The 25,848-nt window shown below is 59.3% G+C and carries 25 protein-coding genes and 1 pseudogene; 14 read left to right on the top strand and 12 right to left on the bottom strand.

Annotated elements, in window-relative coordinates; all coding sequences use genetic code 11:
- Window positions 1-3: 3 nt before the first annotated feature.
- The 3 genes from ALQ04_RS21440 to gpmI form a co-directional block, all read right to left on the bottom strand.
- Entirely contained in the window at window positions 4-1,326 is a 1,323-nt protein-coding gene (locus ALQ04_RS21440) for a S41 family peptidase (RefSeq protein ID WP_122317729.1), read from the bottom strand.
- Window positions 1,327-1,359: 33 nt separating this feature from the next.
- A complete protein-coding gene (locus ALQ04_RS21435; protein WP_122317728.1) occupies window positions 1,360-2,655 on the bottom strand; it encodes a murein hydrolase activator EnvC in 1,296 nt (431 codons plus the stop codon).
- 152 nt (window positions 2,656-2,807) lie between these two features.
- Window positions 2,808-4,340, bottom strand: coding sequence for a 2,3-bisphosphoglycerate-independent phosphoglycerate mutase (gene gpmI, locus ALQ04_RS21430; RefSeq protein ID WP_122317727.1), 1,533 nt, complete (start codon window positions 4,338-4,340; stop codon window positions 2,808-2,810).
- A 146-nt stretch (window positions 4,341-4,486) separates the two neighbouring features.
- Between gpmI and ALQ04_RS21425 the strand changes: the two genes are divergently transcribed.
- From ALQ04_RS21425 to secB, 3 genes are read left to right on the top strand one after another with little or no spacing between them, the layout of a single operon-like run.
- Window positions 4,487-4,900, top strand: a complete 414-nt coding sequence (locus ALQ04_RS21425) for a rhodanese-like domain-containing protein (RefSeq protein ID WP_122317726.1) — start codon at window positions 4,487-4,489, stop codon at window positions 4,898-4,900.
- Window positions 4,901-5,155: a glutaredoxin 3 gene (grxC, locus tag ALQ04_RS21420; protein WP_122317725.1), complete on the top strand. Its 255-nt coding sequence runs from the start codon at window positions 4,901-4,903 to the stop codon at window positions 5,153-5,155.
- A gap of 37 nt (window positions 5,156-5,192) precedes the next feature.
- On the top strand, window positions 5,193-5,678 hold the full coding sequence (gene secB, locus ALQ04_RS21415; RefSeq protein WP_122317724.1) for a protein-export chaperone SecB: 486 nt from the start codon (window positions 5,193-5,195) through the stop codon (window positions 5,676-5,678).
- A gap of 88 nt (window positions 5,679-5,766) precedes the next feature.
- Here the strand turns inward: secB and rimK are convergent, their stop codons facing one another.
- Genes rimK through ALQ04_RS21400 form a run of 3 tightly spaced genes read right to left on the bottom strand, consistent with a single transcriptional unit; the run spans window position 5,767 to window position 7,943 of the window.
- Entirely contained in the window at window positions 5,767-6,672 is a 906-nt protein-coding gene (gene rimK, locus ALQ04_RS21410; RefSeq protein ID WP_025262428.1) for a 30S ribosomal protein S6--L-glutamate ligase, read from the bottom strand.
- Entirely contained in the window at window positions 6,669-7,112 is a 444-nt protein-coding gene (locus ALQ04_RS21405) for an ATP-dependent zinc protease (RefSeq protein ID WP_175561834.1), read from the bottom strand. The genes rimK and ALQ04_RS21405 overlap by 4 nt, the downstream gene beginning before the upstream one ends.
- Before the next feature lie 48 nt (window positions 7,113-7,160).
- Window positions 7,161-7,943 (bottom strand): EAL domain-containing protein, encoded by a 783-nt coding sequence (locus tag ALQ04_RS21400; protein ID WP_122317723.1) that lies wholly within the window; start codon window positions 7,941-7,943, stop codon window positions 7,161-7,163.
- Window positions 7,944-8,108: 165 nt separating this feature from the next.
- Between ALQ04_RS21400 and ALQ04_RS21395 the strand changes: the two genes are divergently transcribed.
- The 4 genes and pseudogenes from ALQ04_RS21395 to ALQ04_RS27730 all read left to right on the top strand — a co-directional run.
- Complete coding sequence (locus ALQ04_RS21395) at window positions 8,109-8,519, top strand: RNA-binding S4 domain-containing protein (RefSeq protein ID WP_122317722.1); 411 nt, start codon at window positions 8,109-8,111, stop codon at window positions 8,517-8,519.
- A gap of 163 nt (window positions 8,520-8,682) precedes the next feature.
- Complete coding sequence (gene hslO / locus ALQ04_RS21390) at window positions 8,683-9,585, top strand: Hsp33 family molecular chaperone HslO (protein ID WP_122317721.1); 903 nt, start codon at window positions 8,683-8,685, stop codon at window positions 9,583-9,585.
- Window positions 9,586-9,764: 179 nt separating this feature from the next.
- A complete protein-coding gene (locus ALQ04_RS21385) occupies window positions 9,765-11,309 on the top strand; it encodes a phosphoenolpyruvate carboxykinase (protein WP_122317720.1) in 1,545 nt (514 codons plus the stop codon).
- A 557-nt stretch (window positions 11,310-11,866) separates the two neighbouring features.
- Window positions 11,867-11,959, top strand: a pseudogene (locus ALQ04_RS27730) (hypothetical protein); the annotation flags it as partial.
- 49 nt (window positions 11,960-12,008) lie between these two features.
- Here the strand turns inward: ALQ04_RS27730 and ALQ04_RS21375 are convergent.
- Window positions 12,009-12,911, bottom strand: a complete 903-nt coding sequence (locus ALQ04_RS21375) for a LysR family transcriptional regulator (protein ID WP_122317719.1) — start codon at window positions 12,909-12,911, stop codon at window positions 12,009-12,011.
- A 162-nt stretch (window positions 12,912-13,073) separates the two neighbouring features.
- Here ALQ04_RS21375 and ALQ04_RS21370 point away from each other — a divergent pair, with 162 nt between their 5' ends.
- Complete coding sequence (locus ALQ04_RS21370) at window positions 13,074-14,123, top strand: alpha/beta fold hydrolase (protein WP_259645060.1); 1,050 nt, start codon at window positions 13,074-13,076, stop codon at window positions 14,121-14,123.
- Between the two features lie 42 nt (window positions 14,124-14,165).
- On the opposite strand, the gene ALQ04_RS21365 is transcribed toward ALQ04_RS21370, so the two are convergent.
- The 5 genes from ALQ04_RS21365 to ALQ04_RS21345 form a co-directional block, all read right to left on the bottom strand.
- Window positions 14,166-14,900, bottom strand: a complete 735-nt coding sequence (locus ALQ04_RS21365) for a hypothetical protein (protein WP_122317718.1) — start codon at window positions 14,898-14,900, stop codon at window positions 14,166-14,168.
- 9 nt (window positions 14,901-14,909) lie between these two features.
- Window positions 14,910-15,635, bottom strand: coding sequence for a hypothetical protein (locus ALQ04_RS21360; protein WP_122317717.1), 726 nt, complete (start codon window positions 15,633-15,635; stop codon window positions 14,910-14,912).
- Between the two features lie 127 nt (window positions 15,636-15,762).
- Window positions 15,763-16,212: a hypothetical protein gene (locus ALQ04_RS21355; RefSeq protein ID WP_122317716.1), complete on the bottom strand. Its 450-nt coding sequence runs from the start codon at window positions 16,210-16,212 to the stop codon at window positions 15,763-15,765.
- Between the two features lie 353 nt (window positions 16,213-16,565).
- A complete protein-coding gene (locus ALQ04_RS21350; RefSeq protein WP_122317715.1) occupies window positions 16,566-17,279 on the bottom strand; it encodes a cupin domain-containing protein in 714 nt (237 codons plus the stop codon).
- Window positions 17,280-17,299: 20 nt separating this feature from the next.
- Window positions 17,300-18,157 carry a GNAT family N-acetyltransferase gene (locus tag ALQ04_RS21345; RefSeq protein WP_122317714.1) on the bottom strand — a complete coding sequence of 286 codons (858 nt, stop codon included), beginning with the start codon at window positions 18,155-18,157 and terminating at the stop codon, window positions 17,300-17,302.
- Between the two features lie 229 nt (window positions 18,158-18,386).
- Here ALQ04_RS21345 and ALQ04_RS21340 point away from each other — a divergent pair, with 229 nt between their 5' ends.
- From ALQ04_RS21340 to ALQ04_RS21310, 6 genes are all read left to right on the top strand, one after another.
- The gene (locus ALQ04_RS21340; protein ID WP_122317713.1) at window positions 18,387-19,859 is read left to right on the top strand and encodes an aldehyde dehydrogenase; all 1,473 of its coding nucleotides are present in this window, start codon (window positions 18,387-18,389) and stop codon (window positions 19,857-19,859) included.
- 406 nt (window positions 19,860-20,265) lie between these two features.
- Window positions 20,266-20,934 carry a haloacid dehalogenase type II gene (locus tag ALQ04_RS21330; protein ID WP_122317712.1) on the top strand — a complete coding sequence of 223 codons (669 nt, stop codon included), beginning with the start codon at window positions 20,266-20,268 and terminating at the stop codon, window positions 20,932-20,934.
- A 47-nt stretch (window positions 20,935-20,981) separates the two neighbouring features.
- Complete coding sequence (locus tag ALQ04_RS21325; protein ID WP_122317711.1) at window positions 20,982-22,256, top strand: FAD-binding oxidoreductase; 1,275 nt, start codon at window positions 20,982-20,984, stop codon at window positions 22,254-22,256.
- Between the two features lie 93 nt (window positions 22,257-22,349).
- Window positions 22,350-23,987: an ABC transporter substrate-binding protein gene (locus ALQ04_RS21320; RefSeq protein ID WP_122317710.1), complete on the top strand. Its 1,638-nt coding sequence runs from the start codon at window positions 22,350-22,352 to the stop codon at window positions 23,985-23,987.
- A gap of 32 nt (window positions 23,988-24,019) precedes the next feature.
- On the top strand, window positions 24,020-24,976 hold the full coding sequence (locus tag ALQ04_RS21315; RefSeq protein ID WP_122317709.1) for an ABC transporter permease: 957 nt from the start codon (window positions 24,020-24,022) through the stop codon (window positions 24,974-24,976).
- Window positions 24,973-25,848: an ABC transporter permease gene (locus tag ALQ04_RS21310; protein ID WP_122317708.1), complete on the top strand. Its 876-nt coding sequence runs from the start codon at window positions 24,973-24,975 to the stop codon at window positions 25,846-25,848. The genes ALQ04_RS21315 and ALQ04_RS21310 overlap by 4 nt, the downstream gene beginning before the upstream one ends.

Genomic DNA, 25,848 nt, shown 5'->3' with positions numbered 1-25,848 from the left:
GCCTTAATTGCCGCGGGTGATACTCAGGCCTTTGAGCAGGCTGAGGGCCTGATTGAGCTGGTAGTCTTCATCCTGCGGACGGACCTTGGCCGCTGCGCCGCCTTTTACGGTCGGCTTGTCGGCACCGCCGTTGCCATTGCCCAGGTGGCCGAACAGGTCGGCTTCCTTGTAGTTTTCACCGTCCGCTTCATTGGTGACCTTGGCGCGACGAACCACGATGTCCGGGTTGATGCCCTGCGCCTGGATCGAGCGGCCGTTGGGCGTGTAATACAGCGCAGTGGTGATCTTCAGGGCGCGGTCGTTGTTCAGCGGCAGCACGGTTTGCACCGAGCCTTTACCGAAGCTGTCAGTGCCCATCAGGATGGCGCGTTTCTGGTCTTGCAGGGCACCGGCGACAATCTCGGAAGCCGAGGCGCTGCCGCCGTTGATCAGCACCACCAGAGGCACGCCTTCGCTGGCGTCGGCCGGATCGGCGGAGAAGCGCAGTTCGGAGTTGGCGATACGGCCCTTGGTGTAGACGATCAGGCCCTTGGTCAGGAAGTGATCCGCTACCGCCACGGCCGATTGCAGCACGCCGCCCGGGTTGTTGCGCAGGTCGAGAATCAGACCGCTCATCTTCTTGCCGTTGTCCTTGCGCAGCTTGGCCAGTGCCTTGCCGACTTCGTCGCCCGACTTGACCTGGAACTGGGTGATGCGGATATAGCCGTAGCCGTTTTCCAGCATCTGCGCCTTGACGCTCTTGACCTGAATGGTTGCCCGCGCCAGCGTCACGTCGAACGGCGTGCCGCCATCGCGTACCAGCGTGAGGGTGATCTTTTCGCCGATCTTGCCGCGCATCTTGTCGACCGCTTCCTGCATGGTCTGACCCTGGGTCGGCGCGCCGTTGATCTTGACGATCAGGTCGCCTGCCTCGATGCCGGCCTTGGACGCCGGAGTGTCGTCGATGGGCGAAACCACCTTGACGAAACCGTCCTCGACGCCAACTTCGATGCCCAGTCCGCCGAACTCGCCGCTGGTGCTTTCCTGCAGCTCCTGGAAGTCTTCCGGGCCCAGATAGGCCGAGTGCGGGTCCAGGTTGCTGAGCATGCCCTTGATGGCGTTTTCCAGCAGGGTCTTGTCGTCTACCGGCTCGACATACGCGGCCTTGACCCGGTCCATGACCTCGGCAAAGGTGCGCAGCTCTTCAAGCGGCAAGGGCGCCTTGGCATTGGCGGGCGCGGCGGCTGCCGGTGCTGGCGTGACTTGCTCGGCTGCTTGCGCCAGAGGCGCGCCGATAACGATGGCGATAGCCAGGGTCAGCGAGGTGAGGCGGGACAAATGCAGCATGTCTAACGAACTCCTACAGATATTGGCACCGACTTATCCTTGAGTGCGGCACCATTGGGCTGGATCGCTGGGGCGACCCTGCTGACGAATAGCAAAATACAACGCTGATGTGTCTTGACCGCCGCTATTGCCTACGGTGGATATTGCCTCTCCGGCCTTGACGATGTCTCCGGCCGCCTTGAGCAGGCTCTGGTTGTGACCATACAGACTAAGATAGCCGTTGCCATGGTCGAGAATGACCAGAAGGCCCGCGCCGCGCAACCAGTCAGCGAAAACCACGCGACCACCATGCACGGCATGTACCTTGCTCCCGGCGGCGGCACTGATCATCACGCCGTCCCACTTGGTCCGCTCATCATCCCCACGAGCTTCGCCGAAACGTGCAAGCAATCGACCATCGATTGGCCATGGAAGTTTTCCCCTTGCCTCTGCAAAAGCGCCACCGTAGGACGTGCCTGCGCTGGAAACCATGGTGCCGGGGGCTTTGACTGGCCGCTTTGGCGTGGGTTCATCATTATTTCGGCTGCTGCTGGCGGCCCGCTGGCGCTGCTCTTCGGCTTCACGGGCGGCAACCAGGGCTTTCTGCCGTGCTTCCTCGGCTTCGCGGGCCTGACGGGCGAGGGTTTCTTCGATGGTTTTCAGGACCTTGCCCAGATCGGCCTGATCCTGCTGGCGCGCCTGCATCTTCTGGTCGCGCGCCTTGTAGTCCTGATTGAGCCTGGCCAGCGCCTGCTGGCGTTCCTGGCGCACCTTGGCGAGTTCTTCGCCCTGGCTTTCCAGCGTGCTCTTCTGCACCAGCAACTGGGCCTGCTGCAGGTCGATGTCCTTCTCGACACCGGCCAGCTGGCGCAGGGTTTCATTGAAATTGTTCAACTGAGTCAACCGGGCCTGGCTGATGTAGTCGTAATAGGTGAGGGTCCGGGCGAACTTCTCGGGGTTCTGCTGGTTGAGCAGCAGTTTCAGGTATTCCTGGCGACCGCTCTGGTAGGCCGCACGAGCCTGGATGGCAATCAGGTGTTGCTGTTCAGCGCGGGCGCTGTTGAGTTTTTTTTTCTCACTGTCGAGCCGCTGGAGCTCGCTTTCGGTCTTTTTTAGTTCTTTTTGCAGGACCTCGACCTGCTTTTCCAGCTTACCCATTTCGGTTTCTGTGCTGCGAAGGTCCTTCTGGACTCCCGCTTTCTCTTCCTGGAGTTTGCCCAGGACTTTTTGCAGTTCGGCAACGTCCTGACGCGCAGCGTCTATCTGTTTTTGGGTTTGCGCACGCTCGTCATCGGCGAACGCCGGATTGAGCAGGCAAATCAGAGCAAGGGCGATCAAGGCGCGAAGCATGAGGGTGGGCGATACCGAGGAATTGTGAGAAAAAATGACAGGCCTAGTATGCCCGCCATGCGACACAAAAAAAACGCCCCGCAGCCACTGCTTTGGGGCTTGATACATAAAAAACCGGCATTTGCTGATATCGAAATGCCGGTTCAGAGCCTTTACTCCGCAACCAGAATCGAGTGACCGGTCATTTCCTGCGGTTTTTCCAGATCCAGCAGTTGCAGCATGGTCGGCGCAACGTCGGCCAGCACTCCACCTTCGCGGACTTTCAGCGGGCGTTTGCCGAAATAAATGAACGGTACCGGCTCGGAGGTGTGGGCAGTGTGAGCCTGGCCTGTCGAGTCGTCGGTCATCTGCTCGACGTTGCCGTGGTCTGCGGTAATCAGCGCTTCGCCGCCGACCTTGGCCAGGGCTTCGGTGATGCGGCCGACGCACAGGTCCAGGCACTCCACGGCCTTGATTGCCGCCGACATGACGCCGCTGTGGCCAACCATGTCACCGTTGGCGTAGTTGACGACAATCACGTCGTAACGCTGGTTTTCGATGGCGTCGACAATCTTGTCGGTGACTTCCGGGGCGCTCATTTCCGGCTGCAGGTCGTAGGTGGCGACTTTTGGCGATGGAATCAGAATGCGTTCTTCGCCCGGGAACGGCTCTTCGCGGCCGCCGGAGAAGAAGAAAGTGACGTGGGCGTACTTCTCGGTTTCGGCGATGCGCAGTTGCGTCTTGCCGTTATCGGCCAGGAACTGGCCCAGCACGTTCTTCAGGCTGCCGGCCGCAAATGCCGAGGGCGCGGGAATGCTGGCGGCGTACTGGGTCAGCATCACGTAATTGACCTTCGGCTGACGGGCACGCTCGAAGTCCTTGAAATCGTCTTCGACGAAAACGCGGGTCAGCTCGCGGGCACGGTCGGCGCGGAAGTTCATGAACACCACGGCATCGCCGTCTTCGACCCTGACCGGCTCACCAATGCGCGTGGCCTTGACGAATTCGTCGTTCTCGTCGCGTGCATAGGCGGCTTCCAGGCCGGCAACGCCGGACTCTGCCTGGAACTCGGCGGTGCTGTCGACAATCAGGTTGTAGGCGGTGGAGACGCGGTCCCAGCGGTTGTCGCGGTCCATGGCGAAGTAACGACCGATGATCGTCGCGGTGCGGCCCTTGCCCAGACGGGCGAAGGCTTCGTCCATCAGCTCAAGCGCGCCTTTCGCACTGCGTGGCGGCGTATCGCGACCATCGAGGAAGGCGTGCAGGTAGATCTTGTCGGCGCCACGCTTTACCGCCAGCTCGGCCATGGCCACCAGGTGATCCTGATGGCTGTGCACGCCGCCGTCGGACAGCAGGCCCATGATATGCACGGCCTTGCCAGCGCTTACCGCCTTGTCCACGGCATTGCAGATGATCGGGTTTTCAAAGAACTCGCCGTCGCGAATGGATTTGGTCACCCGAGTGAAGTCCTGATAAACCACACGCCCGGCGCCCAGGTTCATATGGCCGACTTCGGAGTTGCCCATCTGTCCGTCCGGCAGGCCCACATCCATGCCCGAGCCTGAAATCAGGCCGTGGGGCATGGTTTTGTAGAGGCGCTCCATGACTGGCATCTTGGCGGCCAGAATGGCGTTGCCTTCAGGGTTTTCGCTGTGTCCGAAGCCATCCAGGATGATAAGGACCAGAGGTTTTGGCGTGGCAGTCATAGAACCCACTCGAGGCTGGTTGAAGAAAGTACAAAAAAGATCCGCATTTTAGGGGCAAGTTCAAACGGCGTCACTGCCGTGCGGACTTTGGCCCACCATGGGTGCTGTGTATACTGGCCGACATTTTAACGCCCTGGAACCTACCGATGGTTGCTCATCTGCTTGAATTCGCCACTAACCACTACCTGATCACCGGCGCTTTCGTCATCCTGCTGGCCCTGTTGATTGCCTATGAATTGAGCAAGGGCGGTCGCAGCCTGAGCTCTCGCGAGCTGACCGCGCTGGTCAACAGCGAGCAGGCCGTGGTTATCGACGTGCGCTCCACCAAGGATTTTGCGACAGGTCATATCGTCGGCTCCCTGAACTTTCCGCAGGACAAAGTGCTGACTCGCACTGCCGAACTGCAGAAACACAAGGACAAGACATTGATCATAGTCGATGCATTCGGGCAGCATGCAGGCAGTACAGCCCGCGAGCTTCTCAAGTCGGGTTTCAAGGCGGCCAAACTGTCTGGCGGTATTTCCAGCTGGCGCTCCGATAATTTGCCTCTGGTGAAATAAATGCCCGAAGTCATCGTCTACTCCAGCGACTATTGCCCTTATTGCACGCGTGCCAAGCAGTTGCTGCAAAGCAAGCGGGTTGCCTTCAACGAGATCAGAGTCGATGGCAAACCGCAGGTTCGCGCCGAAATGGTTGCAAAGGCCGGTCGCACCTCTGTTCCGCAGATCTGGATCGGTTCCAGCCATGTCGGCGGCTGCGATGACCTTTTTGCCCTTGAGCGTGCAGGCAAGCTCGACCAGTTACTGGAAAGCTGAGTTCAACTTCACACCCTATTTTTCATAAGGATTCGACATGACCGAGCAATCGACCAACGGCGTTACCAACGAAGAAAACTCCCCTCAGTTTTCCTTGCAACGTATTTATGTTCGCGACCTGTCGTTTGAAGCGCCAAAAAGCCCTGCCATTTTCCGCCAGGAGTGGACCCCAAGCGTCAGCCTGGACCTCAACACCCGTCAGAAGCAGCTGGAAGGCGATTTCTACGAAGTCGTGCTGACCCTGTCCGTGACCGTCAACAACGGTGACGAAGTTGCCTTCATCGTTGAAGTCCAGCAAGCCGGTATCTTCCTGATCAAGGGCCTGGACGACTCTTCCCTGAGCCACACTCTGGGCGCGTTCTGCCCGAACATCCTGTTCCCGTACGCTCGCGAAGCGATCGACAACCTGGTTGTTCGTGGTTCGTTCCCGGCGCTGATGCTGTCTCCGGTGAACTTCGATGCGCTGTACGCTCAAGAGCTGCAACGCATGCAGGAAGCGGGCGAAACGCCGACTGTGCAGTAAACAGAAAAAGCGCCTCCAGAGGCGCTTTTTTGTGTGTGTAGGAGCGAATTTATTCGCGAAGCATCGCGAATGAATTCGCTCCTACTGGTCACCCTTTGCCTTTGGTCCGCGTCATATGCGGCCCGCTGTTTTTTTCCAGATACTCGATGATCATCCCGGCCACATCCTTGCTGGTCGTCACCTCAATACCTTCCAGGCCTGGCGAGGAGTTCACCTCCATCACCAGCGGACCATGGTTGGAGCGCAGAATATCGACCCCCGCGACACTCAGGCCCATGACCTTGGCAGCCCGCAAGGCAGTCATGCGTTCCTGCGGAGTGATCTTGATCAGGCTGGCACTGCCGCCGCGATGCAGGTTGGAACGGAATTCTCCCGGTTTTGCCTGACGCTTCATCGAGGCGATGACCTTGTCGCCGACCACGAAGCAGCGGATATCCGCGCCACCCGCTTCCTTTATGTACTCCTGGACCATGATGTCCTGCTTGAGGCCCATGAAGGCTTCGATCACCGATTCGGCAGCCGTCGCCGTTTCACAGAGCACCACACCGATGCCCTGGGTGCCTTCGAGCACCTTGATGACCAGCGGCGCGCCGTTGACCATCTGGATCAGGTCGGGAATATCGTCCGGCGAGTGGGCGAAGCCGGTGACCGGCAAGCCGATTCCACGGCGTGACAGTAATTGCAGCGAGCGCAGCTTGTCCCGTGAACGGGCAATGGCTACCGACTCGTTGAGCGGAAACACGCCCATCATTTCAAACTGGCGCAACACCGCACAGCCATAGAACGTTACCGAAGCGCCGATCCGCGGAATGACCGCGTCGAAGCCTTCCAGCGGCTTGCCACGATAATGGATCTGCGGCTTGTGGCTGGCGATGTTCATATAGGCGCGCAAGGTGTCGATCACCACCATCTCATGGCCACGCTCGATACCAGCTTCGACCAGACGACGGGTGGAATACAGACGCGGGTTACGCGAAAGCACAGCGATCTTCATGCAGCACCTGAGGAAGTAGAGGCCGGGAACACCGGCTTGTCTTGAACGTAAGTTATGCCCGGATTGACCACCAGCTGGCCGTCGATCAAGGCGTTGGAACCCAATAGCAGTCGATAACGCATCGACTTGCGGCAGGCCAGCGTGAATTCCACGGGCCATATGCGATCACCCAGGGCCAGCGTGGTGCGAATCACATAGCGCACCTGCGCCTGGCCGTTGGAGCTTTTGATGGTCTTCATGGCCACCAGTTGCGCTTCGCAGCGGCGATGGCGCAACTGAACCACGGTACCCAGGTGAGCGTTGAAACGAACCCATTTCTGGCCATCGCGTTCAAAAGGTTCGATCTCGGTGGCATGCAGGCTTGAAGTGCTTGCCCCGGTATCGATTTTTGCCCGCAGGCCGGCTACCCCCAGATCGGGTAGCGCCACCCACTCGCGCAGGCCGATAACTGTCAGATGATCGAATGTCTTCAAGGCGATTCCATAGGCTCAAGACTTCTGCCAGACACCAGGATCAACCTGGGCCAGTGCTTTGAACGCAGGCCGGGCGAACCAGTAGCCTTGCATCAGGAAAATTCCGCAGTCAGCGAGAAAGTCCCGCTCTTCGGCATGTTCGATGCCCTCGGCGATCACTGTAACCCCCAACTCCACACACATTGTGACAACACCACGAACGATAGCCTGACGTGCACGATCCAGATGGATATTGCGGATCAAATCCATGTCGAGTTTTATCAGGTCGGGCTGGAAATTGGCCAGCAGTGTCAGCCCGGAATAACCGGCGCCAAAATCGTCGATGGCCGTCATGAAACCGAATTCGCGATATTCGCGCAGAATATTGCTCAAATGGCCATAGTTATCTACATGCTCGTTTTCGAGCGTCTCGAAAATCAGGCGTTCCAGCGGGAAATTGTGCTCCCGTGCCGCCTCCAGCGTACTGCGAATACACAGCTCGGGACGATATACGGCATTGGGCAGAAAGTTGATCGATAAACGTTCGGTCATCCCCAGTTGCGCCGCGCCAGCAATGGCCTTGGTGCGGCAACCCTGATCGAAGCGATAACGGTTGCTGTCCGTCACCTTGCTCAGGACTGAATAGGCGCTCTCGCCGTTGGAACCTCTGACCAGCGCCTCATGGGCGAAGATCGATTGATCGCGCAGATCCACGATCGGCTGGTAGGCGAACTCGAACGAGAAATCCAGCGCGGGACTGCCTGTGCAGCCTTCGCAGCCCTTTCTGGGCGCAGTCAATGAGGCTGGAAAATCTGTCATGGCGCACTTCCATTGTGAGTGTGAGAACAAAGTCGCACTGACCTGCCATGACAGGCAAGGATCGATTGCTTCATGTCCGGGGGATGTACGAAGATCGGCGACCGCATGCAGTCACTTTTATACTGAGCCTGGAGGTTCTGACTGTTTCAGGAATGAGGAATTCAAATGGCCAAAAAAACCGAAGAAGACGATGACAAGGTTCGTCTGGACAAATGGCTTTGGGCGGCGCGCTTTTTCAAGACCCGGGCGCTGGCCAAGGCCGCAATAGAAAGCGGCAAGGTGCATTGTCGTGGCGAACGCTGCAAGCCGGGTAAGGAGCCGCATATCGGTGACCAGATTCTGGTTCGCACCGGCTTCGACGAGCGCACTGTAGTGGTCGAGGCCTTGTCCGTCGTGCGCCGCGGCGCGCCCGAGGCGCAAACGCTATATAGCGAAACCCCGGACAGCATTGCCAGACGCGAGCAGGCTGCCGCGCAACGCAAGGCGGGTAACCTGGGCGTCACCACCGATGGGCGACCGACCAAGAAACAGCGCCGGCAACTGTTCGAGTTTCGTGGCAGCAGTCACAACGATTGATTCAAGGCGCGCCAGTAATCAGCCCGAATCGCCATGCGGCTTGGAAGAGGACCGCCGAGCCCATAAAATGCCTGCAACGGTATGGCAGAGTGCATCCATGGATGCTCAACGGTGTTCAAGCCGACTGCCATCAATTGTCATCCCCTGAGATACCTTTCTTCTTATGCATGATTTTCCGGACATCGACTTCACCCAGCGCTTTATCTTTGACGAAAGCGACGTTCGTGGAGAACTGGTCGCGCTGGAGCGCAGCTACGCCGAAGTGCTTGCCAAACATCCTTACCCGGAACCGGTCGCACAACTGCTCGGCGAGTTGATGGCGGCTGCGGCCCTGCTGGTCGGCACACTGAAATTCGATGGGTTGCTGATTCTGCAGGCGCGCTCCAGCGGCGCCGTACCGTTGCTGATGGTCGAGTGCTCCAGTGAGCGCGAATTGCGCGGCATTGCCCGCTACGACGAATCGCTGATCGTGCCCGGCGCCGGCCTGCAAGACCTGATGCCCGATGGCTCGCTGACCCTGACCGTGGACCCGCGCAAGGGCAAGCGTTATCAGGGCATCGTGGCCCTGGATGGCGTCGACCTTTCGGAAAGCCTCTCCAGCTATTTCGTGATGTCCGAACAGCTGGGCACGCGCTTCTGGCTCAAGGCTGACGGGCATCGCGCTCGTGGCCTGCTGTTGCAGCAACTTCCCGTGGCGCAGATCACCGATCCCGAAGAGCGCGACGCCAGCTGGGAGCACGTGATCACCCTGGCCAACACCCTTTCGGCCGAGGAAATGCTGGGGCTGGACAACGCGACCATCCTGCATCGCCTGTACCACGAAGACCCGGTTCGCCTGTTCGATATCCAGCCTATCTGCTTCCGTTGCAGTTGCTCACGCGAACGTTCTGCCAATGCTCTGGTCAGTCTCGGTCTGGAGGATGCGCAGCAACTGGTTCAGGAGCATGACGGCACGATCGAGATCGATTGCCAGTTCTGCAATGAGCGCTATTTGTTCGATGCCGCTGACGTCGCCCAGCTGTTTGCTGGCGGTGGTGTCGATTCTCCATCTGACACGCGCCACTAAACGCTGGCGAAACTGTCTCAGAACATCGTGTGGGCGGTCGTAATGCGGTTCTGACAGGAGGGTCCTACCATTTTTGGGCTTTTCTGGCATAATCCCGGCCACTTTTCCGCTGTAGTAGTGGTTGTTTTTTTACTACAAAACCGTTTGAAGCACTCGGCCACTGGCCGACGGGGACCCTGATGACGCAAGCAAACAACGCTGTGTACACCGATCTGAGCATCGACGAACTGGTCAAGGAAGCCCTTGCCCGTGGTGAAGGCGAGCTTTCCGACACCGGCGCACTGGTTGTGCAAACTGGCCATCGCACTGGTCGTTCGCCAGCAGACCGTTTCATCGTTGAAGAGCCGAGCACTCAGGACGCAATTGCCTGGGGCCCGATCAACCGCAAGTTCCCGGCTGACAAGTTCGATGCCCTGTGGGATCGCGTTGCGGCCTACCTGAGCGAGCGTGAGCGTTTTGTCTCCCACGTCCATGTAGGTTCCGATCCTGCGCACTACCTGCCAGTGAAGATGACCACCGAGACTGCGTGGCACAACCTGTTTGGCCGTTGCCTGTTCATCAACCCTGAGCAGTACAACCCGGCTGGCAAGGACGAGTGGCAGATCCAGAACGCACCATGGTTCGTCTGCGAACCAGAGCGTGACGGCACCAACTCCGACGGCACCGTCATCATCAACTTCGCGGCCAAGAAAGTGCTGATCGCTGGCATGCGCTATGCCGGCGAAATGAAGAAAGCCCTGTTCTCGGTACAGAACTTCCTGCTGCCAGCAGTCGACGTTCTGCCGATGCACTGCGCTGCCAACATGGGCGAAGAGGGCGACGTGACCCTGTTCTTCGGCCTGTCCGGCACCGGCAAGACCACCCTGTCCGCTGACGAAAGCCGCTACCTGATCGGCGACGACGAACACGGCTGGGGCGTGGGCGTGGTGTTCAACATCGAAGGCGGCTGCTATGCCAAGTGCATCGACCTGTCCGAGAAGAACGAGCCTGTAATCTGGAAAGCCATCCAGCACGGCGCAGTACTGGAAAACGTCGTTCTGGACCCGGCTACCAAGAAAGCCGACTACGCCGACGACAGCCTGACCCAGAACAGCCGCGCAGCCTACCCGCGTGAACTGATCGAAAAACGCGCACCGCTGAACCTGGGCGGCGAGCCGAACGCTGTGATCTTCCTGACCTGCGACCTGACCGGCGTGCTGCCACCTGTGTCGATCCTCAGCGAAGAACAAGCGGCCTACCACTTCCTGTCGGGCTACACCGCTCTGGTTGGCTCCACTGAAATGGGTTCGGGCGCTGGCATCAAGTCCACCTTCTCCACCTGCTTCGGCGCACCGTTCTTCCCGCGTCCGGCTGGCGAATACGCAGAGCTGCTGATCAAGCGCATCCGCGGCTTCGGTTCCAAGGTCTACCTGGTCAACACCGGCTGGACCGGCGGCGGCTACGGCGTTGGCAAACGCTTCAACATCCCGACCACTCGTGGCGTGATTGCAGCGATCCAGAGCGGCGCGTTGATCGGTGCCGAAACCGAGCACCTGGACACCATCAACCTCGACGTACCGAAGCTGGTACCAGGCGTTGAAACCGTCCTGCTGAACCCGCGCAACACCTGGGCTGACAAGGCTGCCTACGATGAAGCGGCCAAAGGCCTGGCTGGCCTGTTCATCGAGAACTTCAAGAAGTTCGACGTGAGCGACGCAATCAAGGCTGCGGGTCCGAAGTTGTAATACGGACCTGTTGTACGGAAAACCGCCCTTCGGGGCGGTTTTTTGTTTTGCGGTGCGGCCTTTCGCGGATGAATCCGCTCCCACTCGGTCAGTGAACTGCCCACAAGAAATGTGACGATTCCGAAGGACCGATCCGTATCTTCTGCACGAAACTTCCCTGACAATCCAACCCGCTTGTGCCTGCCAAATTCGGGAACTAGTCTGCGGCGGTCGCTGCAAAATCAGCGACCGGGTGTGAGAACCCGTTCTTTTAGCAGGCACATTGTCTCGTCAGTGCGTCGTCTATTTTGGCGTACGTTTCATGGCGGCTGTGTGCAGGCAGACTTCGGTCTGGCCGGGGTCCTGCTGTCCGGTTTCTCACCCTGTACACAGTTGCCACCCTTTGCCGTGTGAGAACGGCAAACGATGGCTCCGACCAATCAGCGGGAGAAATCGCAATGCTAAAAATAACCCCCGATCCACCCATCCAGCTCGAAGAAACCCTTCTGCGCGTTTCTGACCTCTTGCGTTGCGCATCGGCTGCCGCGTACGAAACCGGTGACTAGCTAGATGGCCAGAAGCGTGACCTGGCGTTTTCGGTGATGTACCTGATCGAGATGGCCCATGCTCTGGTCGAGCGTTCACTGGAGAGTGCCGAGGTTGCTGCCTGAGTTTTTCGCGGATGAATCCGCTCCCACGGAATTGTGTGTGGGAGCGGATTCATCCGCGAAAATGCAGGTCCTTGCGCAGGCTTTCGACGCAAAAATCCACAAACGAACGTACCTTGGAAGAGCCACGGCGTCCTTCCGGATAGACCACATGCACCGGCTCCGGGGGGATCTCGAAAGCTTCCAGCACGTATTCGAGGCTTCCGTCGTCCAGATACTCGTTGACCTGATAGGACGGCACCTGGGTCAATCCTCCATCGTGCAGCGCAGCGCGAATGGCGGCATTGAAGGAGGTCAGGCGCAGCCTGGAGCCGACGTCCACCGAGTAGTCACGCCCATCGACCCGAAAAGGCCATTTGTGCGGGCGTTCGGAGGCGGAGGTTGAAATGGTCGAGTGCAGTTGCAAGTCGTCCGGATGTCGCGGGCTGCCATGTGCGGCCAGGTAGGCGGGTGATGCGCAGACCATGCGTCGCACGCTGCCTACCGGGATCGCCGTCAGCGAGGAGTCGGGCAGGGCGCCGATGCGTACGGCCACATCGACTCCTTCATCCAGCATGGACACGACTCGATCTTCGAGAATGGCGCGCACCTCCACGGCCGGGTGCTGGCTGAGGAAGCGGGTCAATACCGGGGTGACATGCAATGCGCCGAACATCTGTGGCGCCGTTACGGTCAGCAAGCCGCTGGGAGTGGCGTGCACACCGGCTGCCGTGCTTTCGGCCTCATTGAGGTCCGCAAGCAAGCGACGGCAATCCATGGCAAAACGTTGCCCGGCTTCTGTGAGCCGCAGGCTGCGTGTGGTGCGCACGACCAGCAGAATCCCCAGGCGACTTTCCAGTTGTGCGATGGCCCGCGTGACCGTCGCGGTAGATAAGCCGAAATGACGAGCCACACTGGCGAAGCTGGCTTGCTCACCCACCGCGACGAAAAGGGCCATTTCCTGAATGCGATCCATAGGCTTCCTGACGCTGATGATCAACCTGATGGCTGAAATATGCCTGGAAACGCCGGGCAGCGTTGCAATAACTGCAATGGTCAATTGATGAGTGTGGTGATTCTCGGCACATGCTGCAATGCCTAGTATGAACCTCACTATTTCCCTGTTCGAGGTTTCACCATGAACCATTCCGATCCATTTGCGGCCGCCACTGGCGATGCCGCATTTGAAGTCAGCCGGCGTAAAGTGCTGCTGGCCTCTGCGCTGGGTGCCGCTTCTGCGCTGGCCGCGTCGTCAGCAAGCGCAGTCGATTTTTCCGGCAGCGGTTCGGTAGCCAAGGGAAAGGCGGTGCCGACTGACGATACTGCGCGCATCAGGTTCAACACGCAGAAAGTGGGCGATGTCGAAGTGTTCTATCGCGAGGCTGGCCGCAAGGATGCGCCGGTGTTGCTGCTGTTGCACGGTTTCCCGACCTCCAGCCACATGTTCCGTGACCTGATGCCGCTACTGGCTAGCCAGTACCGCCTGATTGCGCCAGACCTGCCGGGCTTCGGCAACACCAAGGCCCCGCCGCGCGGGCAGTTCGATTACACCTTTGAAAATCTCTACAAGGTGATCGAAGGTTTCACCGAAGCGCTGAAACTGGACAAGTACAGCCTTTACATCTTCGACTACGGCGCACCTACCGGCTTGCGTCTGGCGGCCGCCAATCCGGAAAAGGTTACGGCAATCATCAGCCAGAACGGCAACGCCTACATGGAAGGCTTCAGCGATCAATGGGGGCCGTGGCAAGCCTATTGGCGTGAACCGACAGCGGCCAACCGCGAAGCCTGCCGTGCCTCGCTGTCGCCGGAAACGATTCGTGACTGGCAATACGGCACGGGTGCCGATCTGAAGAAGCTGTCGCCAGACGGGTACAACCTCGACATATTTTATATGGCGCGGCCGGGTGCAGAGGAAATCCAGCTCGACCTGATTCTCGACTACCGCAGCAACGTGGCGGCCTATCCGGCTTTCCAGCAGTATTTGCGCCAGTATCAGCCGCCCTTGCTGGCGGTCTGGGGCAAGCATGATCCAGCCTTCATCCCGCCGGGAGCCGAGGCATACCGCAAGGATATTCCGACTGCCGAAGTGCATTTGCTGGACGCCGGGCACTTTGCGCTGGAAACCCATGCAGCGGAGGTTGCCGGCTACATCAGCGATTTTCTTGGGCGAAAGCTGAAAGGTTGATGCGCCGGGCAAGCGCGCTCCTACAGTGGTTATGAGAGGGGTTCACCCAAGCGGATTGAACCCTTCTCCGGCACTGCAATAGCGTTGCTGCGCGGCTCTGCTTGAATCAGCATGAGCTCTGTCCCACTGCTTGCCCCAGCTTTTGCATTGTTCCCTGAAATACACTTTCGCGCCTTTGCGGCACTCGCGATATTCAATCGAGCCCTTGCGCCAGTTGCTGCACACGCTGCTGCCGTCGATACGGTTATCGGTGATGCTCCAGAGTGCGCGATAAGTGCGTTTCCTGTCCCATTGCGCAACGGTTGCCCATTCGATGCTTTGCATCCTGGTATGTGCGGTTTGCGGTTTTTGCTGATCAGCCTTGTATTGCGCCATATACCGTTCAGACACCATGCCTCTGGCATCGGGGTTGCGGGTGGTTTTGGGGAGCTGGCCAAAGCGGCAGGTGGCCACAGCTTCGTTGATGAGGTTGTCCGGGCCTATGCAATCGGCCAATGGCTGAGGCTGTTGTGCAGAGGAGGTCATCGGCGGCAAGACAGGAAGGTTCGCGGGTTCGTTGATTCCATGAATTTCAGGTGCCGCAGGCTTGCCTGCAATGGGGCTGAGTGTGTTGTTGTAATAAAACACACCATAGCCGACCGCGCCGATGAGTATCAGCAGGACCCCTACATTGCGGTAGAACGTTGAAGCGCTCGCCGGGTTACGCTGCCGCACATAATACGTGGCGTCGTCTTCGTCAGCGCTTAAGTGTTCATGAGTGCGCCGATTCTTATGCATGACAACTCATCAAGACTTCAGACTATTCTCGGCTTGAGCAGAACTACGGTTTGCCTGCTGGTTGAATATGTCCAGCGCATTACTGTCGCCAGAAGTCAGGCTGGCTACATAGTTGGCGGGATATTGAGCCTTTTCAATCGGGGGAAGCTCGTTGTAATGCGCAAGCATCTCGATCAGTGTATTGGTGCTTTTGCCGGTTTCGTTGTATTCATCTACATACTTTTTCGCCATTGCCCTGTTCCATACTTCTTCCTGGGCATAGTTTTCGGAAAAGGCAGCACTTCGTTCATTGACAGTGAAGTCACCGCTTTCATCGTAGATGATGAGTCTCAACTGATCCTGAGACAGACCGGCAAACGGGTTTGCCCCGGTTCCGTTCTTGAATTGGGTTGCCTGCCTGGCTCTTTCCAGTAGTTCGGGATCATTGGTATCCGGAACTTCGGCATCGTGGATCTTCCGGTTCTCGTGGTATTCAGTGCCCGCGACTTTATAAATGATGCCGAGGCCCTGCTTACCCAGATCCCTGGTGTTGACCGTCGAGTCGCGAGACTCGGCGCGAGCCGCGCTATCATTCAGCTGTTTGGCCAGGGTTGAAAGAGTCGCACTGTCGGCGTTCGGGCTGGCGGCAGTCAGGGTTTTCGGATCGACACTCTCCGTCACGACGGAAGCCGTTTTGGCGACGGTCTTGATCGTGTTGCTGGCAAGAAAAGCCGAGATGGAATTGGTATCGATCATATGTGCATCCTCGCAGCGCGGACCCTATCCATGGTTCTGTCACCAGTGTGTCGGCAGGCGAACTGCAGGCTTTAGCTTTATATCGCGGCAGCGTGTGCATCAGGTGCTGATGCACACGCTTACAGCCTTACTTCATGGTGAATTCAGCGGCCCAGGCGTAGGTGGACAGGTTGGTCACACCCGAGGTCGCGGTGCAGACGGCGCCACCGCTAGGGGTTGCTGTGCGGGTCCATTTAGGTACTTTGACCCCGCCTGTCGAAATGATGTTGGTGAAGGTCGTGGAAAATACACAGACCTTGTTGCCAATGGCGTAACGCACGCTGGCATAACCGGCGTCAGGCGAGATGGTGCTTTGCACGACATACGTGTTGCTGGCGCCAGCCTCGACAACCGGAGCGATCGGCGATTTTGCATTCAGCTTGGTCGAGGATTCATTGGTGGTAACCACCTTGTATTCGGCCGGTGCAGTGCCCAGGTTCTTGAATGTAACAGTAACCGGTGGGCCGGCATGCGCTGTTGCCGCAACAGTCATGGCAGTGAATGCAACGGAAGACAGCAGCAGTCTGGAAAATTTCATACAGGTAAAGCTCCTTGAGAAAAAGTGTCAACTTCTTGTTGTGTTGTTGTATGAAAAACTAAAGCGGTGGCCCGCAGTTACGCCGGTTTTTTCATGTTGCTACAGGTATGGATTTAGAGGCGGGAAAAGTGCTGAGGTAAAACGGCGGGCCACGAAACATGCACATTTCCCTGTGCTGACGTTGATATAGGATTCAACATCCCTTTCTTTCCATGATGGCGTTTGTATCATGGCCAATACAAAAGCGGTAGCCAATAAGATAGTTTCCTGAAGAAATAAAGTAATAAGAATTTTTTGTTTCACCGGTTGCTGCTGCGCTCTTGATCAGGGTAAAGAGCGCAGGCTTGTTAGTTTCAGGTCACCGCATAAAACTTGCGTACATAAACCTTGCTGGTCCACTTGCAGGGAACGCCCTGGGCCACGAATACGCTATCGCCGGGTTTGACGTTCAAGGTCGGGCCGTTCTCCAGATGTAACTCCACGCTGCCTTCGATCAGGTGCATCAGCTCATGGATCTTGTGCGGGCGGGCGAAACGCTCGTAAGGGGTGGAATCCCAGACGCCGATGCGCAAGCTGCTGGCGGTGTCTTCAAACAGGTTGTTGCTGCGGCATTGCGGCATCGGGCCGATCAGGATCCCGGCTTCCGGTGGCGCTGACGGCGTGAGCTGGGCGCACCGGTCAATCAGGGTCAGGCCGGGTTTGTCCGGGCCTGCGGCCTGGGTGGCGGCGCAGAACGCCCACAGGCTGTTCGGTTGGGCTTCGATGTGCAGCGCCGTGCCGCGGCCAATCACCGCGCTTTCGCCAACGCTGAGAAGGATGCTGTCGTCGCCCGAGCGCAGGGTAATTGTCCCGCGATGGACCACCAGCATTTCGGTGTAGGGATAAGCCTGCACGCTCAACGATTCGCTGAGGAGCACGACCCCGGCAGCAATGCCCTGCTCATCGATGAAGGCAGTGCGGCGGCCTTGGCCAAACGGGTCGTTCGGGCTCAATGGGCCGCTGGTGAATTCGGTGTCTACAGGGCTGTTATCGGCATGGGCCAGCAACAAGGCAGTGGCGTGTGACATGAGGTGCAATCTCCGCAAAGCTAGCCGATGGCCTGAGTGATGAGGGCAAACTGACGAACGCCTTGTGATGGCTGGGGCACGGCACCCATGCTCATGCAGGTGACGTTGTCCACGCGCTTGAGCCCGGCTTCTTCCAGCCATTGCGGCAGGCCGCTGTCCACCGGAATGTCGATACGCACAAAGGCATAAGGCACCTTGGCCAGCAGTTGCTCGATCATGTGTCTGGCCTGTTCGACGTCCTGGGCGATAACCGGACCAATACACAAGCCACGGCCAAAGGGCCGCATGACGGCGAAGGCTTGAAGCTGGCCGTCACGCTCGATACCCACCGCATGTTCAACGTTGTTCAGGACGTCGCCCAGCGTGACGGTACGATCCAGGCCGCTACCGGCATTGGCCAGTTTCAGCAGGTGTGGCTTGTCGGCATCGGTCAACGAGCGGCAGTGTTCGCCGGTTTTCAATGCCGTTGGCGGCGGCAGTTGCGCCTGGCCCTGGCGTTGCTCGATCTCGCCAAAGCTGACAAAGCCCATCTTGGCGTACAGCGGCGCTCCGGCCAGTGTGGCATTGAGGATGGCAGTGCGTGGCGCGACGCTGCCCACCGCCATTTCCATCAGTTTGCGGCCCACACCCTTGCCCTGATAGTCATCGCTGACGATCACCAGCCCGATAGTGGAATAGTCGCCTTGATGACAGGCAAATGCGCTGCCGATCAGCCTGCCATTGTGAATCGCGACAAAGCCTTGGGCGACACGTTGCAGCATGGCCCAGTCTTCCAGGCGATGGGGCCATTTCAGGTCCAGCGACAGGTTATGCGCATGGCCGACATCGTCTGCGGTCATGGGGCGATATTCATAGTCGATGCGTTGTTGGGCGAGCATGAGGTATCTCCGTCAAAAGGGGATGCACAAGCGATAAAAGTCTGCGGCAGGCTTGCTGTATCCCACCTGTGAAGAAGGGTGACAAGAGGTGCGCGAGCATTCGGCAGATTCAATAATCGCAGGCGCTTCAGACCGCAGTTACTTCTTAAACGGGGTAAAAGGTCGGCAGCAAATGCTTGCGGTTTTTTTCTAGCATGGACACCTCGCTTTTCATTGGCTGGAGTCCTTCATGGATAGCTTCGATCCTCGTGTCATTGCTGTGCGCAGCGCTCATTTCATTGCCGGCCAATACCGCGATGCCCAGTCGGGGATGGAGGTTTCCCGTCCCTCCGATGGCCAGGTCTATGCCGAGCTACCGATTGCCGATGCCGCGATGGTCGATGAAGCTGTCAGCACCGCCTGGCAGGCATTCAAGCGCAGCGACTGGGCCAGCCGTCCGCCTCGCGAGCGTGCCCGGGCCATGCGCCGCTGGGCCGATCTGATCGAGGCCGACGGCGCGATTCTGGGGCCGCTGGAAGCGGTGGGCTCCACGCGCCCGCACAAGGACGTGCTGGCCTGGGATATTCCTTATGTGGCCGAAGGCATTCGTTTCTTCGCTGAGCTGGCGGACAAGCATGGCGGGGAAGTCGCGGCGACCCAGACTGACCGGCTGGGCATGCAGATCGCCGAGCCTTATGGTGTGATCGCCGCCATCGCACCGTGGAATTTTCCGCTGAGCATGGCTTCATGGAAAGTCGCACCGGCCCTGGCGGCCGGTAATGCGGTGGTGCTCAAGCCTTCGGAACTAACCCCGTTTTCAGCCTTGCGCTATGCCGAGCTGGCCGTGCAGGCGGGGATTCCGGCGGGCATCTTCAATGTGGTGCAGGGCGACGGACGTACCACCGGCGATGCCTTGTGCCGGCATCCGCAGGTGTCGAAAGTGACCTTTACCGGATCGACAGCGACCGGGTCGAGCATCATGTCCACCTGCGCTCTGGTCGGCCCCAAGCCGGTGACCCTGGAACTGGGCGGCAAAAGCCCGCAACTGGTGTTCGCCGATATTCCGGATATCGCCAGGACTGCACGCACCGTGGCGCTGGCGATTACCGGGAATGCCGGGCAGGTCTGTGTGTCGGGCTCGCGGTTGATCATCGAACGTTCGATCATGGCGCCTTTCGTCGAGCACCTGCAGGCGTACTTCAAGAGCTTGCGCCCTGGTGCGACCTGGTCGCCGGAGAGCAGCCTGTCACCGATCATCTCCCGCTTGCAGGCCTCGCGCATCGACAACATCGTGCAGCGCTCCCGCGAAGCCGGGGCCGAGGTGTTGGCCGGTGGCGGGCTGTTCGAGGGCATGGGCGGAGCCTATTACCAGCCGACTCTGTTGACGGGGCTGGACAACCGCAATCCGGCGGTCTGCGAAGAAATCTTCGGGCCGGTGCTGACCATTCAGGCCTTCGATGATGAAGAGCAGGCCTTGAGCCTGGCCGAGCATGACACCTATGGTCTGGCAGCCGGGCTGCACACGGCTGACCTGAACCGGGCGCTGCGCTTGATTCGTCGCCTGGAGGCCGGGACGGTGTGGGTGAACCGTTATGGCCGCAGCAACGATTACATCCTGCCGACCGGGGGCTACAAGCGTTCCGGTATCGGCAAGGATCTGGGCCGCGAGGCATTCGAGGCCAATCTGCGCTTCAAGAGTGTGTTGATCGATATTGCCAACTGATCATTTCAGGGTTTGCAGAGCGGGCGCTTCCTGAGAAGGAAGCGCCCGTTTCTGTTTGGGGTTTTCGCGAATGAATTGGCTCCCACACGAATCTGTGGAGCGAATTCATTCGCGAAAGGCCAACGCAGTTTCTGCGGCGCAAACCCGCGTGTTTGAGCGATTTGCCCTGAAACGGGTCATAAAAGCGCCTGAAAACGGGGTTTGCCCAAGCCTGGAGCGCCCCGCAAAGTCTGCTGAGCACGCACCTCAAAACGGTGCTTTCTATCAAGCAGCCAGCGCTTTTAACGCCATCTGCTGATTTCACGGTGGTGTAATGAAGATGTGCTTCAGCGTGCATCAACGAACTTTTCGGGCTGCTTGATTGCGCGTCATGCCATGACCTCAACGAACTTCAGGACCGCACAAAATGAGCTTTCTTCGACCAAAATTCATTACGTTCGACTGCTACGGCACGTTGACCAATTTCCACATGGGCACCATGACCCGCGAGCTGTTCGCCGATCGTGTTCCTGCCGGGCAGATGGACCAGTTCGTGAAGGATTTTTCGGCCTATCGTCTGGATCAGGTCATGGGTGAGTGGATGCCGTATGACGAAATCCTCAAGGTCGCCCTGGCACGCACCTGCAAGCGCTGGAACGTTGAATACCGTGGCGAAGGCCAGCTCTATTACGACGCCGTTCCAACCTGGGGGCCGCATGCCGATGTGCCGGCCGGTCTGGCGAAGATTGCCGACAAGATTCCACTGGTGATTTTCTCCAACGCCAGCGACAGCCAGATCATGTCCAACGTCGACAAGCTCGGCGCACCTTTCCACAAGGTCTTCACGGCTGAACAGGCGCAGGTCTACAAGCCACGTCTTGCGGCGTTCGAGTACATGCTCGATAACCTCGGCTGTGGCCCGGAAGACATCTTGCATGTGTCCTCCAGCTTCCGTTACGACCTGTTCTCGGCCCACGACATGAAGATCAGGAACAAGGCATTCGTGGCCCGTGGTCACGAACAGCCAGCCAACAGTTTCTACGAGTATCACCAGATTCCGGACATCGGTGGTCTGGCCGGGCTGGTCGGTCTGTAAGCGCAGCACGTTCAAGGTGCTTTCCATCAAGCGACAAGGAGAACGAGATGCACAGTGAGTCTTACTGGCTCGATACTGCTCCGGCCTTTACCGGCGCCCAGCAGGGCGCGGTGGAAGGGCAGGCAGATGTGGTGATTGTCGGCGGTGGTTTCACCGGACTTGCGGCAGCTCGTGCCTTGGCCTTGAAAGGCGCCAGTGTGGTGGTTGTGGAAGCCGGGCGGGTGATCGGTGAAGCGTCCGGGCGCAACGGCGGGCAGTGCAATACCGGCGTTGCCCAGGATTACGCGGCCCTGAGCGCCAGCCTTGGCGCCGATCAGGCCCGCGAGTACTACAAGGCTTATGAAAGCGCCGTGCAGAGTGTCGTCGATGTGATCGAGCAGGAGAACATCGCCTGTGACATCAAGCGCAACGGCAAACTCAAGCTGGCCGCCAAGCCCGGGCATTACGAAGGGCTGGCGCGGACCTGCGAGCTGATTCGTCGTGAGGTCGATGCCGATGTCGAGCTGCTTTCTGCGCAGGAGGTGCGTTCCGAGATCGACTCGGCGGAATTCCATGGCGGCCTGTTGCAGCGCAACGGCATACAGATCCATGTCGGACGTTTTGGCCTGGGCCTGGCCGATGCTGCCGTAAAACACGGAGCGCGGGTTTATCAGGACACCGTGGTCAAGGACTGGAAAGCCGACAAGAGCGGCTTTGTGGTCAATACGTCCAGAGGCTCGATCAGGGCCGGGCAAGTGCTGCTGGCCACTGGTGCCTGCCAGCATGGCGGGCTGGGCTGGTATCGGCGCAGGATCGTTCCGGTCGGCAGTTTCGTGATTGCCACCGAGGTGCTGCCTCAGGAACTCATCGACCGGCTGTTTCCCAACCAGCGCGCTTATGTCACCAGCCGGCTGATCGGCAACTATTTCCGTCTCACGCCGGATAACCGCCTGCTGTTCGGTGGCCGTGCGCGTTTTGCGATGTCCAACAGCAGTTCCGACGCCAAGAGCGGCAAGGTGCTGCAAGCGGCCATGGTGCAGATGTTCCCGCAACTGGCCCATGTGAAGATCGATTACTGCTGGGGCGGGCTGGTGGACATGACCTCCGACCGGCTGCCGCGTGCAGGTGAGCACGGCGGGGTTTTCTATTCGATGGGCTACAGCGGCCATGGCGTGCAGATGTCGGTGCACATGGGCCAGGTCATGGCCCAGGTCATGGAAGGCAAGGCACAGGCCAACCCCTGGCGCGACCTGAGCTGGCCGGCGATTCCCGGACATTTCGGCAAACCATGGTTCCTGCCGCTGGTGGGCGCGTATTACCGCTATCAGGACAGTCGCTACTGAGTTTTTGTTTCACCGTCGTCGTGTGTGCTTAAAGGACGCTCCGGCCAACCGTGAGCAACTCGGACATTCCCTTTTTCGACAGGTAGAACTGATATGGCTGACAAGAAAACCGATTCCCCGTTGATTTCAGGTCAAGACAGCCTGCGGGTTTTCGAGGGGCTCAACCGGGGTCTTTCGCGCCGCGATGCGTTGCGCATGCTGGGCGTCGCGGGTGTCGTGGCAGCAGGCTCCAGCAGCCTGTTTGGTGCTGCGGGCAAAGTGTTTGCCGATGACGCAGCAGCCCCGGTCAAGGGCAAGCCTGGCGGACGTATCCGGGTTGCGGGCATGTCCAGCTCCACCGCCGATACTCTTGATCCGGCCAAAGGTGCACTGTCCACCGACTATGTCCGTCACTTCATGTTCTACAACGGCCTGACCCGTTTCGACAGCCATCTGGTGCCGCACCCGGAATTGGCCGAGAAGATCGAAAGCAACAACGCAACGGTCTGGACCATCACCTTGCGCAAGGACGTCACCTTCCACAATGGCAAGCCGCTGAGCGCCGCCGATGTAGTGTTCTCCCTGTCGCGCCACAAGGACCCGGCCACCGGCTCCAAGGTCATGCCGCTGATGGCGCAGTTCTCCGAGATCAAGGCCAGCGGGCCGCTGGAAGTTCAGATCACCCTGAGTTCGCCAAACGCCGAGCTGCCGTCGATTCTCGCGGTTTCACATCTGTTGATCGTGCCCGAAGGCACCACCGATTTCAGCAAGGGCATCGGCACCGGCCCGTTCACGGTCAAGGAGTTCACGCCGGGCGTGCGTTCCGTTAGCGCCCGCAACCCGAACTACTGGAAACCGGGCCTGCCGTATCTGGACGAGATCGAATTCATCGCCATCGGCGATGAGCCTTCGCGGGTCAATGCGCTGCTGTCCGGCGACGTGCACATGATCAACGAGGTCAACCCGCGTTCCACCACGCGGATTGCTGCCAGCGCCGGGCACCGCGTGGTCGACGCGCCTTCGGGCAACTACACCGACCTGATCATCCGCCAGGACCAGATGCCCGGCAAAAGCCCGGAATTCACCGAGGCCATGAAGTATCTGCTGGATCGCGAGCAGGTCAAATCCGCGGTGTTCCGTGGCTATGCCCGGGTCGGTAACGACCATCCGATCGCGCCCGGCTCGCGCTACTTCAATGCCGATCTGCCGCAACGTCCCTACGATCCCGAGAAAGCCAGGTTCCTGCTCAAGAAAGCCGGGATGGAAAAGATCACCATGCCGGTGGCCGCGTCGCCCGCTGCGACCGGTTCGGTGGACATTGCCGTGCTGTTGCAACAGTCGGCCAGGCAGGCCGGACTGACCCTCAACGTCAACCGTTTGCCCAGCGATGGCTACTGGTCCAACCACTGGATGAAGCACCCGCTGAGTTTCGGCAACATCAACCCGCGCCCGAATGCCGACGTGATCTTCTCGCAGTTCTTCCAGTCTTCTGCGCCGTGGAACGAGTCGGCCTGGAAGAACGAACAGTTCGACCAGTTGCTGATGCTGGCCCGTGGTGAAACCGACGACGAAAAGCGCGGCAAGATGTATGGCGACATGCAGGCGCTGGTCAGCCAGAACTGCGGGATCGGCATTCCGGTGTTCATCAGCAACATCGATGGCGTGGACAAGCGTGTCCAGGGCTACGCCAGCAACCCGCTGGGTGGCTTCATGGGTTACATGTTCAGCGAGCAGGTGTGGCTGGACGCGTGACAACGGCTGTGGACTGATGCGGGAGCAGGCAGATGAATAGCAACACATTCTGGCTGATCGTCCAGCGCCTGGGCGCAGCGATCGTGACCTTGTTGATTGTTTCCGTGGTGGTGTTCGCCATCACCGCAGTGCTGCCCGGCGATGCGGCGCAGGCCGCTCTCGGGCAATTCGCGACCCCCGAACAGGTCGCGGCCCTGCGTATCAAGCTGGGTCTGGATCAGCCGGGTGTGGTGCGTTACCTGCAATGGCTGATGAACCTGCTGGGCGGCAACATGGGTGAGTCGGTGTCCAATGCCATGCCGGTCACCGAACTGATTGCCGGGCGCTTCCCCAATACCCTGATGCTGGCGGCCACCACGGCGCTGGTGTCGGTGCCGGTTGCCCTGATTCTGGGGATCGGTTCGGCAATGGGCCGTGGCGGACGTCTGGACAGCGCCCTGAGCTTCATCACCCTGGCGCTGGTGGCGGTGCCGGAGTTTCTGGTGGCGACCCTCGCGGTGCTGATCTTTGCCGTCAATCTGGGTTGGCTGTCGGCGTTGTCCTATGCCAGCGATGTCAGCTCGCCGTGGCAGTTCATCCGTACCTATGCATTGCCGGTGATGACCCTGTGCTGCGTCATCGTGGCCCAGATGGCGCGCATGACCCGTGCTGCGGTCATCGACCAGCTCGACAGCCCGTATGTGGAGATGGCCAGGCTCAAGGGCGTAAGCCCGACGCGCATCGTCCTGCAGCATGCCTTGCCCAATGCCATCGGGCCGATTGCCAATGCTGTCGCCTTGAGCCTTTCCTACCTGCTGGGCGGGGTGGTGATTGTCGAGACCATCTTCAACTATCCCGGCATCGCCAGCCTGATGGTCGATGCCGTGACCAACCGGGACATGGCATTGGTGCAGGCCTGCACCATGCTGTTCTGCTCGGCGTATCTGGGGTTGGTGTTGCTTGCTGACCTGTGTGCAATCCTTTCCAATCCGAGGCTGAGAACCCAATGACCGATATCATTGTGAAGTCGACGCCAGCCGCGCCGGACCTGGCGCTTGGCAAAGTGTCCCATGGACCTTCCTGGCTGGGCCTGACCGGCGCGGCGATGTGTTTCATATGGCTGCTGGTCGCGCTGTTCGGTCCATCGCTGGCGCCGTATTCGGTGGGCGAAGTGGTTTCCGACAACGTGTTCGATGCCATCAGCGCCACTCACTTGTTCGGCACCGATTATCTGGGCCGCGACATGCTCAGCCGGGTGCTGGTCGGTGCGCGCTTCACCATCGGCCTGGCGCTGGTCGCCGCGTTACTGGCCAGCGGCATCGGTACGCTCTGCGCGCTGCTTTCGGTGGTCGCGCCGAAATGGCTGGACGAGGTGATCAGCCGCCTGATGGACGCCTTCATTTCGATTCCGAGCAAGATGCTTGCGCTGATCATGGTGTCGGCCTTCGGTTCGTCCATCACCTTGCTGATCTGCACGGCTGTGCTGAGCTTTATGCCCGGCGCCTTTCGGATTGCCCGCAGTCTGGCGGTGAATATCGAGGCGCTGGAATACGTTCAGGTGGCGCGCACTCGCGGCGAAGGGCGTGTCTACATTGCCTGCCGGGAGATCCTGCCCAACATGCTCAACCCGGTAATGACCGATCTGGGTCTGCGCTTCGGTTTCATCGTGCTGCTGCTCAGCGGCATGAGCTTTCTGGGATTGGGCGTGCAACCGCCTGACGCCGACCTGGGCTCGCTGGTACGCGAGAACATTGGCGGCCTCAATCAGGGCGCGCCGGCCATCGTGATCCCGGCAGTGGCCATCGGTACGCTGACCATCGGCGTCAACCTGTTCATCGACCGGCTTGCCTCACGGCGCAGTCGCCGTCCGGGAGGTCGTTGA

It is taken from the genome of Pseudomonas cichorii (assembly GCF_003700275.1).
GTDB classification, from domain to species: Bacteria; Pseudomonadota; Gammaproteobacteria; order Pseudomonadales; family Pseudomonadaceae; genus Aquipseudomonas; species Aquipseudomonas cichorii_B.
The sequence above is the reverse complement of the archived record's forward strand: the minus strand, read 5'-3'. Positions and strand labels throughout refer to the sequence as shown.